We start from the raw sequence: 16327 nt of genomic DNA on the forward strand, positions 1-16327 counted from the left end.
GTAGCTTCAGTTAGTTTGAACAAGCGACTTTGTAGTATTTTGAATAACGGGCTGTTATTGTGATAAAGCCAGCCGTACTACAGATGACAGTTAATAACTGTTTTCAAAATTTATTTGAGACATCAAATGGTAAATATTCTCTCCTCAATACTAAGCAAACCACTCGAATTTTCTGTTATTATTTTAAAATGGTGATACACTATATTCCCGTTTTCATCAAGCTTTTTGAGGCTGGCGAATTCTTCGAACTTTCCGAGATCTTCCTTTTCCGGGAACCGGATATCATCGGCATTTGTTTTCCTGGTAACCAGCTTTCGCCAATTTCCGGTACTGGTCATGCTATAGAGATGGTAACTTCCGTTGTGTACAGTTTTCTCCCATTTCAAAACCAAATCAGCGATACGGATCGGTCTATTATCCGGCCCCATAATAACCGTTCCTTTTTCCTTCGTAATAACTGGTGCGGGGGGATTGTTCTGATCAATGATACTGGCTACAATAAGCTGGCTGGGTAAGGAAGGAACGTATTCGGAATTCCCATTTTCGTTTTCTATTTCACGCAAAGCGACTACCCTGTAATACAATGGCTGACCGAATGGTGGTATCGGGCTATCGCTAAAATCATCTGTCAAAACGTTTGTATCGGTTTCGGCAACCTGTTTCATGTTTTGAATTTTTACGGCAGCAACCGGATCGTAAGCGCGGTATAAGCGGATTTTTTTTACCCGCTCAGTTTCAATAAACGGGATAACAGAAATAGAAACCGACTGGGAAGAGTTTGTGGTATTGCCATTTCCATTTGCCTGTTCTTCGACGATCTCAACATGACCAATCTTTGGACTTTCCGGCGGAGTGGTGTCGACTGGTTTTACCAGCACTACGGCAGAGCGTGCAGACAGGTTTGAATTGACGCCAATTTCTTTTACAAAATAGAAGAAAATATTCCGGTTATTTCCTTCAAATGAATAATCCGTATACCGGACATCGGTAAACTTGTCCGGTACAGATAAATTTACCGCCATGGGAAATGGATCGAATCCCTGATCGTTGGCATTGAGCAAATGCCCGGCAAGGTCACGCAATCGCGGCAATGCCGCTGAGGTCTGCCCGGTATATTTCAAAAATTGAAAAATGACCGGAACCTGTGTAAGTGGTGAGAATGCGTCTTCGATGGCCCTGGTCACAAAATGTATCTTGTCAACCAGTTTTTCACCGGCCTTTAACGGAAATGGATTGGTTATACATTCTTCAATCGGTTTTAAAGGATCAGGAATAAATACGTTTGTATTGGGATTGTCCGGATTGGGAAACCTGTAATTTCCAAATAACAGGAAACTATTATTTGCTGCATCTGTTTCCGCGTTTAAAAGACTTATCCATCTTGATGCAAACTCGGGGTCGGTCGATATCCTTACTTTTAATTCCTGCATTACCAGTTGCAAGGTGCCGGGTGCATAGATTGCTGAAAGAATGGATGAATCGGTTGCCCTGTATACCAGCATGGCAAAAGGTATCCTGCCATCGCGGTCGTCCAGTTTTATATCCAGTGTATATGTTGATTTCTTAAAAACGTCCGGTCGGGTGGCGTAGGCCGGAGAGGATACCTGTACCGGCGGCAATGGCAGTGCGAGATTTCTTGCCAGCAATACGGCCGGCGAAGTAAGCGGCGAGTTCAATGGAATGGTGGAGTCGATACTTCGTGCAGCAAGGTAATTATGATTAAAGCTCTTATGCTGTGGCGGCATGATGGCATGGCTGTCAAATACACCGGGTTCGGGAGAAAGATAGACACGATAACCCGGGTGGAAATTCACCAATTGATTTCCTGTGTCAACCCTGTTATCCTGATCAGTAAAATACCCGGGATCAAAAGCCACCAAACCGAGTGGGGAAGTGGACGTGATAGAGATGACGGCAAGACGTTTTTTCCGGGTATTATCAACCTGGAGGAAAAGCCGTACTGAACCCTTTGTCCAATTGACCGCAGGATCGGGATGAGGGTTGAGATCGGTTCCGGGTTGAAATAGTATCTTATATCCTCCAGTGGGGTTTCCGTCGGCGTATATTTCCCGGATATCCGCCTGGCCGTAGATACCTCCGATAAATTCTTCGTGCTGGCTCCCATCCGGTTCTATCACTATTTCTTTCGTTTTGCTGAATGGGATCAAGGTTACGGTTTGGCTTAGTCTCGTCCAGGCCGGATCGGAAGCATCATTTTTTTCGATAATGGAAAATTTGTCACCAACACGCGGTTTCTGATGATCAGGGAATAATACTACCGGTTCGGAAGGACTTACAGATACGGGTACACGCATCTGTGTATTCCTGACGGTTATAGCAGGCGGATTGATGCTAACGATCGGGAATTGCCCGACTCCGGTATTGAATATACTGCCGGTGTATTTTGGAATGTCTGCTGCAGCGATCACCGGTGTTATTGTTACCGGCTTAGATACACTGCTGATCGTAAATGGGTCCATTATCACGAGCGATTCGTCTTCCTTTCCAGTGACAGGCAGCACTTCTTTAACCAATCCTTCGATTTTAGCAAGCGGTGTTTTTCGAAAGAAAAATTCGACTTTATCCGCAAACTGGTAAGCGTTGTTTTGAAAATTATCCCAATCAAAGACCACACGGGTCTTGCAATGATCACCGTCTGGATCGGCCTGTTCTGCAGCTGCCAGATCCTGCTGTTCAACAGAGGTGGTGAAAATGAGCGGATCTTCTTTTTGAATGTATTGCACCGCAAGGTTGGAAGGAGGAAAAAGCGTATTTCTTTTTTTAAATAAGGTAATATCCGTAGCGAGAATATTACTGATTGGCGACGCACGACTGAACCAATTGATCGCATACACGCCATATTCGTGTATGCCTTGTTCGATCTCACCATGTGTATAGAAAAATGACCGTTCATGATCGGGGATCGTAATGACTTCATTCACGCCCAGCGGATCAGTAAAAGTGGGGTCATTCAAAATTTCAGGACTATGAAAAAGGGTTTCATTTTGCCGGCGGTATTCTATACCTGCTGTGCATACGGGACTGTAAATGGTACTGTCGAATGCATCATTAAGGGGAATTGAATCCCTGACAGGTTGCGGAAGCTGCTGATTCTTTTTGTGAAGATTGATGTACCTGGTATTTTCGAAGAACGAGTAACCCATCGGATCGGATAATAAGACGGGATCATTACCATCTTCATTCGTTTCAGCGTAATGACCGTAAGAAATTCTTTCCAGTAAAGGAGTGCTGGGCAGCCGGGACTCAAATTCGGTTGTTGGCAATGACATAAAAATGTGATCGTTCAAAGCACCAGACATGGGAAGGGGAGCCAGGGTTTGATAAAATGCAGCATAGATAAACCCGTTGTCACCTGACGTATTTTTGTCCAGGTATCCTAATCCCAGCATCCTGGCCACATGGAAATCGGAAGCGGCAAGCTTCAGCATGTCAAGCATGCTAACTGTTATCCCGGGCATATCATCGGGAGACGATTTCAGATGAACGAGGGCGCTAGGATTATCTTTCGAACTTAATTCAAGGTATTTTTCAACGGCCGCTTTCAATCCCTCTTTCTCTAAAAGCCACTTTGTCGCATAATTAGCCGGGTTCACTTGTGCCACATCGTTATATTTCGGCCAGCTTAATTGCAAAAGACCGCCTGTATATGGAAATCCCTGCAACCTCGTGAAAACCTCATTGTCATCGAGGCTAAGACCAAAATCTTCCACGTGTTCCCATCTTTCGGTTTGTTGCACACCATCGAAATAATCCTTATAGGTCTGTATGAACAGGAAGGATGGCCCACCGAACTCACGCGAATGGACAAGCCGTAATGATTGAATATTCTCACCTGTTATTTGTACCTGGCTACCACCTTCGAATGGATGAGCCGAATCATAATACGATCGCCTTATCACTTCCCTGGACGAGTTTTCCATCGTGTTTTTAAGTGAAATACATTCCACATGCAGAAATTCGTTATCAGGAATAGCATTCTCATATATGATGGCAGCCTTAAAAAATAGTTTACGTGGTATACTTATTTCTAGCAGGCCGGTGTATTTGGTTAAGAGATCTTTAAGGGGATGTGTGGAAGACAATCCTGGTATAAGCTGGCCAAGCTGGACCGGATCGGCAAACCTGAATTCGACATTATTTGTTTTATTCGTATGGGTAATTTCGGCTTCATAAGTGACCGTATCGCCAGCATGGAAAAACTGGCCCGGTAATACGGGAGCGTTAAGATCAATTTTTGTAAACCATTTGGACTGATAACTGGTTCGATAAAGCGATACAAAATCGTTCTCGCGGTTAAAACTTCCTTCTTCCATGCCTACCGGCTTGAACAGCTTTCCTTTTGGGATATGCTGGGTTCCTAATTCACGCAGGTAATCCCATCGCACATGTATACCGCGCTCGGATCCGTCATCTCCCCTGGAACCAGCCGCCTGGCAATACAGGAAGGGGGATTGTAATCTCACCGTATTCGTAACAGGAATAGTAGTCATAAAAATGATTTAAGGTATCACCTTTTGTTGTTCAAGGGTTAAGGGGACATTGACAGATTGACCGACCTGGTATACTTTACCATTAAACAGGATATGCCGGAAAAGAAGGTTGATCGTTCTTTCAGGCAGATCCATATTATCATTCGATATAAAAACAGATGCACTGTCATTTCCAAATACGTACCGGAATAGTTCCGATGGATTGGCCGGCTCACTGACCCGGAGCGTTCGCTGAAGTTCCGATGCTGGTAATTTGGGATCATTGAAAGGTTCCGGGCTCCTTGCCAATACACCTATGATCCGCGACTTTTGCTGGCCGGTTATGGTAAAACGTATGATCGCGAATTCTGTATTTGTCAGCGCCTCCAGTTGTTTCAAACCAAGTACACCCGATACGATACGATCGAGGACAGAAGCGTGACTATTGAAAAGTGGATCGGCGGCGGGAAGCTTATCCTGTAGCAGAGCCTGCATTTTTTCAACCAACATCGTTACCGATTCCGGTGCAGCCACTTCAATGTTGATCGTGTAAATGGCCTTGATAATGGTTTCCTGATCGCCCGATCGTTGGCGGCTGATATAAGAATTCACATGTTCGGTAAAATCGCCGTATCGTGATGTTTCGAAGGGATATGAATGGACCGTCGATTGTTTTTCACCAGCATTTTTCCCATGCACAGCGTTGAAAACAGCCGTATATAATTTTTGAGGGGCAATATCATCCTGGCGCTCCAGTATGGCACTCAGGGTAGGGGGCCTGAGCAATGCTATATTCTCACGACAGGGCGTGTTGCCCTGGTGGAGTATGTTACTGATGATTGTTATATCAGGCGTTCCCGTTTCTATCGAATCTTTTCCTTTGTGAATGATCCAGCCCAACTGTTGCGGTGCAATGATATTCCCGTTTTGTTTGTCCAGCGGATCTTTTATCAACGACAACAGCTTGTATTCTTCAGGGTCATTTCCCCTGTATTCCCCCCAGGTAGTAAAGAACTCATAGACATAGGGAATTGTAAAAAACAGTCCCAATTCTGGCTTTTTATAATAAAGCGGTTTTGCATTCAGCAGTTTTCCATCAGCATTGGGGAACGATCTTCCGTAATCTATATAGTGTTTGAGATTGGCCAGTTTATATTGATCTTCTTTACCTTCCGACAGGAGTTGCTTGTATTGTGTATGCTCCTGGTGAAAGAAACCTAGCGAACCGGCCGTACGGAAAACGGCAGTGGAGGAATTCCTGAAGTCAATTCCCTGGCCCGGGAGGGAATCGTTGGTTGTGACTTCAATGGCGAAATAGCTGTTGGGACGCCATAAAGGTGGCAGGGTTTCATTGATGGCCATAGCCAGGGCGTTCAGGTCCGCATCGATCGTCTCCTGGTTATTTTCTTCCACTATAATATTATGGGCAGCCTGTGCACGGGTCAGCCAGCATACTTTATGCAGGAAGATAAAACACCGTCTATCTTCCAGTGCCCTGGTCGAAAAAGGTGAAGACAAAAAAGCCAGCCATTTTTCCAATGTCTTTTTTTCGGCTTCAGTGGGATTGGGGTGCTTCAACATAGCACTTCCCGGTTGGGTTAATAGATGAATATAATCCGGGATACTGATTCCGGAAGATATATCCGCATTGCAGGAGGGGCTTTGAATCCCGATTTTATCAAAAGCTATTTCACTGCTTTCAAATACGATGGGATTTTGTAATTCTATAGTGCTGTATTCTTTTGTTTCAATAAGCCGGTAAGAGAAATTGATTATTCCACTGATGGTTTTGGGTTCGATAAATATCTTTTCGTAATAACTTATCCTTACCGGGCGAAGTGATGTCAGAAGAAGTTCAACGCTGACGATGGGCTCGGGAAAAAAGAGTTCCGAAGCATGACCCACATTTATTTTCAGCGACTGATTTACCAGGAAAACATTAGGAATTGAATCGACAACGCCATCTTCACCCCGTAGGAACAGTATTATTCCGCGATCGCGGACCGGTTGTTCGGCAGGGTAGATGGTCAGCGGGTCGGTCCCGATCCAGGTTTGGCAAGTGCGTACGGCCGGTACAGCCGGGCAAAGTATATGATGGGACAAAAGACCTGATTTCTCCGGAATGATACTGTTCGTAACTGAGAATGGGCTTTGTGAAAGTATCCTTAAGGAAGTGTATTTGCCTGGTTGATTATTATATTGCCAGTGTCCATACGGAAAGGCCGATATATTCGAAGGTGTAAGACCGCTTTTTTCAAATGATACTTTGAGTGCCTCCCATACATCATAGGTCTCCCACCGTTTAGATGATCGGTTCCAAATATAAAGGGAAATATTTTCTACGAGGAGGTCATGAGATAACTGGGGATACCGGGCTCTTACCGGGGCCACATTTTCCCTGAAAGAAGGCAAGGGGTTTAAACCGCCACCGTACCGGGTTGTAAATGGTTTTACCGGCCGGCTGAATTCGATATCAAAAAAACTATCCATCGGGATCCGGAAATCATTCCATCGGCTATCGTTGGTTGGATCTGGATTCCACTGTAGAAAAGTTTTACCCTCGGGTGGTTCAATGGTATTTACCATAAAAGCTTCCTGCGACAACATACTGATAGCTTTGAATGGCGTTTTGCCTGTATTGCCTTCTAATAAAGGAATTTCTACTGGTCGGAACTCCGTGTTAAACGCCCATACCAGTTCCACTCTGATGCGGATCTTTAAGAACCAGGCGAGCCGGAGCTTGAATTCCATGTAGCCTGCCAGTACAAATGGCGAAGGCGCTTCAGCGGATACCCCGACAGCTGCCTGTGCTGCATAACCGAATCTTCCAACCGATATACTTACGTTGCCGGCCATTAAAACGGCACCACCAATCTGTACAGGTTTGAAACTGATAGACCCTCTTGCATCAATAAAAGCGACAAAACCGAACCGGACAGGTCCAAGGTTTTTTTGAATGGAGAGTTTGGCACCTCCACCGGCCCTGACGCCGGTATGGTTGATCATCATGAATGCGTACGCATCGAATATCCGCAGCATCCTGGCCTGGATACGTTTTTCTTCCGGCTGATCTTTCCCGAGATTGATATACCATGCGGAGGAATCATTGAAAAAAAAGCCTGCCTGCAGGTCGCCCTTCATATCCAGGATATCACCGCGGTGGCTGCCGTTATCGGGCACAAGGTAATTGATGCCAAGGGCCGCCTGTATCGATTCTTTATCAATAAGCAGGAAACCGTAGAATGGAGGATCTTCTTCATTGTCCACACCCAGCCGTTCATGCAGGATATTCGCTTTGCCCTCCACCAGCAATAATCCCGGCAGGCTCAGCAGAACAAATACTTTACTGCTGAACGCCCAGCCGTTGTCACCCATTGTTGCAATGCTGGCCCCGGCCCCGAGTGAAACACCTTCTTTTTGCGGATCGAACTTTTCAATTACTATCCCGTCCTTTTTTGATTTTGGTACTTTCTTTTTCAGGAATTCATACCAGCTATCTTCCTCTTTCATTCCGATATAGGTCTTGGAGGGGATATAATGACTTCCCAACAATCCCCTGAACCCATAGATGCCCAGCCCGGTGGAACCCAACGGGATCGGCGTCGGGATGTCCAATTCAATATCGACGATGAAAGAAGGTATCTTCGGACTGAGTTTCATCGACGCTTTCGCTGCAATCGATAACGAGCGGATATCGAGTGTTACCGAACCATAATATTCGGGTGGCTGCGAAGATTCTACACCATTGATATCCGGCCCGGCGCGAAGCGAGAGGTAGCCTTTTATAATTATATCGGCTTCCTCGGCAGTAGCATTCCCGGGGATACTGATGTCTACACCGATACCGACGATACGCAGGTAACAATGAAATTTGTGAATGTCGGCCGTGAAGTGAAATTCCACACCGTCTCCCCGGACAGACACGCCGGCTGAACCCGTATTTAATTCGCCGTTGAATCCAAGACAGTAATATTGCCTGTTCGTTCCATTGAATATACCTCCATGTGATCCGAACGATATATGCGATACTGCCAATGATACAGGCCCGATCGACATATGCAGGTTGGTGGGCAGGGTAATACCTCCGCCAGCGAATTCGATCTTCCCATCCTGCCATATTCGCAACCGTTTCACTTCGATCGGTTGCTTGATAAAATCGATTATTTCTTCTCCCGGCACAGTCGCTGTTATCTGTATGGTGCCGCTGACATCGAGGTACCAGCGCTTATCCTCTCGGCCGATACTCAATGAATGTATGGCAATATCGAGTGCATCAGGAATGCTGAATTTAAGCGGGTTCGAAGTGGCATCGGCAGAAAGTAAGAAATTACCATGGTTGTCGAAACTTGCTGTTACATCCAGGGTAGCGGCGTTGCCTGTATCTCCGTCCCTGAATCCAGGGACGATAAGTGTTCCTTCGATCTTGCTGGAAATAATGGTGTTTTGTTTCAATTGCAATTCAAAGCGATCCAATGTCAATGCGAAATGTTCATTATTGCCCGGCTCACCCAGTTTGAAAAGGGGACCTTCCTGCCCGGCTTCTTTGGCAAGAGAGAGCAGGCCGGAAATTCCTCCTGTTCCGATCAATACATTTTCCGCCTTGATCTGTGCTCTTTTCGAAGTGGGGTCTTCGTCCTGGTTCCAGAATGCAGGAAACCCGATCACGCCTTCACTTACGAATACACCCATGAAATCTGCAGGCCGGTTATCTGCTATGGCTTCAGCGATATTACTGGTTGAACTGAGGTCCAGTTTCATTTCTGTAAATGCCAGTGTCAGCCCCGTATTCCCGATCTGTGATTTGGAGAAACTCAGACTCTTCTCACTGTCAAAAACAAAGCCTCCCTCTGAAGAAAAGCCCATACTGCCGACACTGAATTCAAGGCGGGAGCGTATAGCGGGATCTTCGAAAGGTTCGTTATTTGTATCCAGGGGAACCAAGTATTCACGCGGAAACTCGATCGCCAGTATGACCTCGTCAAGAGAAGCCTCTACGTCTAGTTGCGGTTTGAACAGTTCTAAAAAAGACTGGGGTTGTGAAGTACCGGTAGCATCTGCTAAGAAGGAAGCCAATGCCTCCTCTGCTTCGGCAAAGTCGGCATTGGGAGTAACAACAAAGTCTAACAATACCCTGTCGAGGAATATACCTGCATTGACCAACGCCAGCATTATTTCATCCATTGTCGTTTCAGGATTGGCAACATAGGGTATTTCCAATGACGTACCGGATAGCTGGAAGTGCTCGTTAAAACTGGCGATGAGATCTTTCACAGATAGTTGTGTTTCTTCTTTTTCTGGGTCGATCCGTTCCAGTATGTCTTTTATAGTATCGTTGCCCCCCGGAAAGTCTGATTCGATACCGAAGTCCGCGATCACATCGGCGATAGTAATTGCTGCTTTTGCCAGTTCGACCCCGAAATCATCGAATGACTGGATGTTAATGGCTTTTAGTTCGGCAGGTGTGCCCGTTAGTGCGTAGTAGTCATTAAAAATCGCAATATATTTTTCAATCGTAATTTCTTTAAAAGGTATATTCCCTTTTTCAGACCTGCCGAGTTGAAGTGCGATGGCTTTTAAAAACGAAGTGTCGTCGATCTGGATAGTGTTTGTAATGAGATCGGCAAAAGCTTCAGCCGAAAAGGAAAACTGCGTGGGTGTGAAAGAGTTAGTATATCTTAATATGCCCAGTTGCCAGTTTATGCGCAAGTCAAGTCTGTTATTGCGCGGTTGCCCGGTTAGCGCATCATTCGGATTCAGCAACAGCAGCAAGTTTGTACCGGGTAACTCGAAGCCGATCTGCCTGTCGAGAAGCAGTGTTAGCCGGATATCTTTTTTATCACCGTCACGTGAAGAATTCATCCGGAAATTGTCGTAATAAGTATTGCTAAGAACGGACGTTCCAGCATCTTTAATAAATCCAAGGCTGTCCGGGAGATCGTCCAGTGTGACAAGTGTAGATAGACTCGGTAAATATCTTTCCATAATACTTATTTTATATCCGCGATTTTGGCGCGGGTAGAATTGGTATATCTGAAAACATCAAGTGTGTTCATTAGATTCAATACTTCTGGGATATTGGCAAATTTCGATTTCCGTACAGCATATACCAGGTAACGGTAGTCGTGCGTGTTGAAAGCGTGGATGAATCTTCTCGTGGATTCTCCGAGGCTAGGGTTTTTTGTATGGTAAGGGTTGAGACTACCGGCACCCTTATTATAAGAGGCTCGCAGGAAAACTACTTTTTCAATTTCATTGAGGAACTGATCTCCATTATCGTTATAAAAAGGTTTAAAGAATGGCTGGTAGATGGTCAATAACAGGGGTAGATTTTTTTCCGTTGTATAACGAATAGCGATCGCATTCAAGGACTTTTCTAAGTATTCATTCTTCATCAGTTTCACAGTTGCCGGTACCATTTTCTGGTAATCCATCAGGATATGCTTCCAAAACATGTCGAAAAAGGGGTAGAAATGACGCATTGCATCTTCCTGTATTTTTCCTATTGCTTTTACAAGTATCACATCAAACTCATTGAGAATTTTTGTAGTTTCTGGATCTGGTGAAATATATGCGAGCAAATTTTTTTTAGGCGTTTTTTCTTCTAGGCGTTTTCCTATGTCATACCCCAACCCGAATGTTATACCGGACTCGTTTCCTGAATTTCGCGGCCAGGAAAAATCGTAGAGATAGAATTCTTTTTTGTCGACTTCTTTAACAACAAATCCTCCTTTCCCTTTTATTTCAACGTACTTGGCACCGTTTTCCAGGGCTGTTTTCTGTATTGTTGTTATTATGTTACTCTGTAACAATTCTTCAAGATCTCTAGGACTGCCTTTGTCCACTTTGCCCCCCTTCACCGGGAGATGTGGCCGCGGATTGTATTTTTTTCTTGCGTTTTCGTATTCAAAATTCTTAACCATGTAAGCGGGAGTAACTGATCCAAACAACTCATGTTGCTGAAGACCCATTAATCGGTAATAATCTTTGTCGGAGTCCTTGAAATCGCCTCCTGCATAGTCTTTCTTCCATTTACCAGCATAATTTAATTCAGAGATATTTTTAATCGACGCGGTTCTGATTGAATTGGCGATTTTATAGCATTCATCAAATTTGGTGTAATAGGGATTGTTATCGTTGGTATAAGGTTGTGCTGCAATATTCTTCATGTAGAAAGGAAATCTGAATGCCATCTGGAAGGTCAAATCATCGATATTATTACTATAGAATGCATCCCTGATCTCCTGATTAAGCAGGTCTTTAGCCGTATCTGGGCTGCCAGGTGTAAGAGTTTCTGCCAAGCTGATAATATCTTCAAGGCCCTTTCGGATAATGTTAAGATCGGGGCCAAAAGGTTGATCACCAGAAACAGCGCCGGGGATGATATGGTTGTTCCAGGTTATCTTATCCTCAATCTTTAGAAATGCAGCTTCCGCATAGGCGTCTGTAAAAAAATTTCTGCCATCAATACTCCTCGCAATGATTCCTGTTTTAACAGTATTGCTGAGAATTTTACCCTGCACCTTCCTGCTGCCTTTCAATAAAAGGGTGACCTCAAAATAGTCGCGTTCTTTTGCCGTTACTTTGCGGATACCGGGTATTGTTTCATCATAGATTAAGAATGTCTTACTGCCTGGAATAAAATTAGCCGGATCGCGGATAAGATCATTGATCTTTATTTTCTCTGCTGTGGAATAAGCAACCGAAAAGAAAAGATCGATTGGGGAGGGACTCAGCCCGATTTGATCTATTGGATCCTTTATTCTCAATTCAAGAACCCGTTTCTGATTTGCCAATTCGATCTTGCGGATAAAGATCGTTTTCATCGGTACCTTATTGAGTCCCCTCAGAAGTATTGACTTCCCACTCTTTTCCGTTATCATCCATTTGAAATTATAGTCCGATATATCAGCCAGGTGATTATAAAAACAGGATGTTTTTTTGGGTTCGGGTCTCACCACTTCAAGGATAGCGGTCTTGCCTTCCCGCTGATCGATACCCTTGTTATCAGTTGGCATTTTAGGAATGAGTTTCACCTGCGACTTATAAGCAAATAAAACTTGGCCGCATTCATCGTTGATGGCACCAAGATCCACGGCAAACCCCACCTGGTGAAACTCTGCATAGCTGGTATAAGGCCTGGTTCTTTCGCTCATATTGTCAAGTTCTAAATTTATAATTCTGATTGTTCCGGTAGATGAATCTGGTTGGGTGAGAAAAGAGTCCCGAAACCGATCAGGACAGTATCGTTGGGATTACCGATGTATTCGGGATCTTCCAGCGCTTTTTTAGTCTGATATCGCAAAACCTGTACACGCAGATAAGATGCCACCGGTACTTTTACACCCTGATCGTCCACGGCTGATACGGCAAACTGCAGATCCGTGGTCCATCCGTTTACGACAGTACAGGCAGAAAAAAGAATATCCTGCCGGATAACCGGAAAAAGATCGGACCAATAGCCGCATTGCAAGGCGATCATTGGCGTGGGGTTATTTTCCGGTGCAATGGAAAGATTTATGATAAAAAAAGATTGGCTGTTCTTCACATGCGGGCTGTCGAAGCCTGCCAGCAATATATGGAGTGGAAAAGAAAATTGATTCCTGTAATTAATAGGAAGCGTAGAAGAAGCAGAGGCTGCGTTCGCTGTGATTTTAATCGTGGGATCCGCGCTTGCAAACCAATCAAGCGGGTTTCCTTCCTCATTTCTTAGGTCAACATATACCGTATTCTTTGTTGTAAATTTTTTTAACACAGGATAGATTAGATCCGATGTCATATTTTTTTTATCAATAACCACTTCTAAAGCTGCACAAAAACTTCCATAATACGCGGCAGGATCAATATACGCCAGAACGGATGACAGGGCTACATCTTCTTCTCCCGTTGTAGTCGCCGGGATATCGATTATATTGACATCTTTCTTTGCAATACCGATGCTGGCATTATAGCCGGGTTCGTCAAGAATTATCTCGAAGCCATAATCTGTGGATGCCCCACCGGGAACAAGACTGTCAAACCGGCCAAGACTAGTTCCAGCCCATACATGATGGAAGGTATTGTTCTTATCGAAAAATAAATTGTCAATAAGCATCGTATCCGGCAACTGCCCATAATTAAACACGGCTGCATTCTTACCTTCCTTAGCTTTCAGGATATGACTTATCAGTTCACTATCATTGGGTGCAGCTTCTTTTATTTCATCTTTGCTTTTTTTATAGAAATCATCTCTCTTCAAACCCCTGTAAATGAAGTATCGTACTGGTGGCAATCCCTTTGGTAACGAGTCGGGTTTTAAAACCAGGTTGATCTTACTGGTGCCGGCTTGTTTTACGAGGAAAATATGCCCAGACGTTACCGCAAAAGCCATGGGTTCCGCGGAAATGGCTACGCCATTAAAAACGGATGTAACACGGAATTGTGTCGGTGACATGGGGCCATAGCTATTACCAGCAATTTGCCCAGGTAAATCTTTTTCGGAAGAAAAAAAATGTAAAGTTGCCATTTAGGTAAAAAAGTGAACTGAAGGAAAATTTTCGCCTTCTAGTTATACAATAGAAAAAATCACAATTAGTTAAATTTATAAAAAAAAATAATATTAAACTTTTATTTTTTTGTGTACATGATCTAGGCCATGTTAAGAAAAGATACTATAGTCGAAATACTGTTAAAGAAAATTCTTACGAAAATGAACGAGGCAACAAATTGCTCAACTGTTTTAATCGCATTAAGAGTCGTAGGGTGTACTAAAGCAGCTGCCCGCACTTAAAAATTTAGAAATTTATTGGGATAGTAGATACGCCAAACCCACCACTCTCAAACACGGAACAAGAACATCATTTAGATTGTTTCAAAATTTTGTTATACCAAATAGCTTTGCAGTAAGGCTCTCATTGCGAAAAATAATTCCGTATATTAATAGTCCCAAAATCAACATTGTTACTCACATAATAGGCAACCTGTGGCATACTCTAATATTAGACTTTGCTTATCTATTTTTTGCAAACAATTAATTCCAAATTCAAGAAACATACTTATTAATGATTCCCCAGATCGTTTCCATTTATGGACTGACGACACTCTCATATTTCATTCTAGGTCCTTACCTAATATTTCAATAAAAATTTCTCTAATAAGATGGATATATTCAATGCGAGAAGGTTATATCAATAAACTAAATAAAGTCCTGATCTTTCTCCGTTTTCGCACCAAAATAAAATACTTCACTTTCAAAATTAAAAGTGGTGAAATATTTTGAACTTTGCTTCGAAAAACGTCGTTTTATATTTATACTAATACAATAGTTTGAACTAAACAACTACACGGTCTACTAAATGAACAATCACATAATATTATTAAGTGCGGTAGTCGCTAATAATAAACTTGAGATTTTTAATTTAGGCCAACATAGATGCCCATGCATTTGTCACAGCCACAAGATGAGATTTATTTAAATTAACATATCGCCTAAAACTCCTTTCATCTCTATGTCCAGATATTTCCCTGACCATTCGCTCCGCTACTCCAAGTTGCAGACTTATTGAAATGAATGTCCTGCGGGCCATATGTGTAGTGATGATCTCATGAAGACGCCAGGAAACTTCAGTTTTAATATTGTCATGATATTTTACCTTTTTTACAATTCTGTTCAATCCCGCCTGTTCTGCAATTAGTTTTAATTCGCGATTTATGACCTGATTGCAATAATGGGGTAAAGGAGTTGGCAAATGTTTGTATCTATCAAGAATACGAATTGCATTTGGATTGAGTGGTACTGAAATATGCGCTCCGGTTTTTTCAGCAATATAATTCCAAATTAACATTCCCATATCGACTGCTATGTCTTCGTTTTTAATTTTTTCAATGTCCCCATACCTTGAGCCCGTATAACATTGAAATAAGAAAACATCTCTGACCTGATTATGATATGGGTTGTTAGAATTAAATTGCTCTAATAGTTTTAATTCATGCTGGGTCACAATATTTACTAATTGCTCGGTCTCAGCAAGTTTAATTTCATCTAATTCAGCCTTTATTCTGAATCCCTTCTTTTTTAAATGAGTAAAGAATGTTTTTAGAGCAACGATATATTTGCAAACGGTATTATCGTTTAAATGTGAATTATCCCCAAATCTTACATCATTCATAAGATATAGCTTGAATTTTTTTAGCCAGTCGGTATTGTATAGCTCAGGAATAAATTTATCATGCTTTTGGAATTTAATAACATGTGAAATCGTCGAACGATATTTTTTTACCGTATTAAGTTTAACACTTGCTCCTCTTTTTGTTTTATGGTCGAAAAAAAATTGGTTTAATATTTCTTTCAAACTATAAGCTTCATTATTATTTCTTACTTTACGAAGAATTAATTCATATAATTCATCCTTTGAAACGGAACGATACTCTTCCCTTGCACTACTTATGAGTTTTTCTATTTCTGTTTTTTTTGCATCAAGCCATTCCCTGTCTACTATAGACTCCACAGGAGTTTCAGTGAGAATCTTTATTCGCATTGTCACCCTATCCCATAAACGTAGTTCAATAAATTTTCCGGTAGAAAAAATTTCTCTTTTCCCATCATAGGCTATTGAAATGATTATTGACCTTCTTAAATTCATTTCCAGATTGTACTGGCTTCGGTTTTCTTTTTTTAGTATCTGAAGAAATTCTTCTTTCGGTACGTTCTTTAAATAGTAATTAACTTTTGACATATATTTGATTTTTGGTTACACTTTGGCTACAATTTTTCTTGTAAGTGTAGTGTTCCAAAAATCAATAATTGTCACTAAATAATTGATTGTCAGGATATTTATATCAGGTTATTCCATATGTTATCA

Annotated in this window: 5 protein-coding genes; all 5 read right to left on the reverse strand. The window is 42.6% G+C overall.

Annotated elements, in window-relative coordinates; translation table 11 throughout:
- Window positions 1–122 precede the first annotated feature (122 nt).
- Window positions 123–4511: a hypothetical protein gene (locus ACQ334_RS00150; protein ID WP_430986117.1), complete on the reverse strand. Its 4389-nt coding sequence runs from the start codon at window positions 4509–4511 to the stop codon at window positions 123–125.
- A gap of 9 nt (window positions 4512–4520) precedes the next feature.
- Window positions 4521–10472 carry a hypothetical protein gene (locus ACQ334_RS00155; protein WP_430986118.1) on the reverse strand — a complete coding sequence of 1984 codons (5952 nt, stop codon included), beginning with the start codon at window positions 10470–10472 and terminating at the stop codon, window positions 4521–4523.
- Between the two features lie 5 nt (window positions 10473–10477).
- Entirely contained in the window at window positions 10478–12643 is a 2166-nt protein-coding gene (locus ACQ334_RS00160; protein WP_430986119.1) for a hypothetical protein, read from the reverse strand.
- Window positions 12644–12660: 17 nt separating this feature from the next.
- Window positions 12661–13992, reverse strand: coding sequence for a hypothetical protein (locus tag ACQ334_RS00165; RefSeq protein ID WP_430986120.1), 1332 nt, complete (start codon window positions 13990–13992; stop codon window positions 12661–12663).
- Between the two features lie 892 nt (window positions 13993–14884).
- Window positions 14885–16201 (reverse strand): tyrosine-type recombinase/integrase, encoded by a 1317-nt coding sequence (locus ACQ334_RS00170; RefSeq protein ID WP_430986121.1) that lies wholly within the window; start codon window positions 16199–16201, stop codon window positions 14885–14887.
- Between the last annotated feature and the right edge of the window lie 126 nt (window positions 16202–16327).

Origin of the sequence: Ferruginibacter sp. SUN106, assembly GCF_050611765.1 — a bacterium.
In the GTDB taxonomy this organism is placed as follows: domain Bacteria; phylum Bacteroidota; class Bacteroidia; order Chitinophagales; family Chitinophagaceae; genus Ferruginibacter.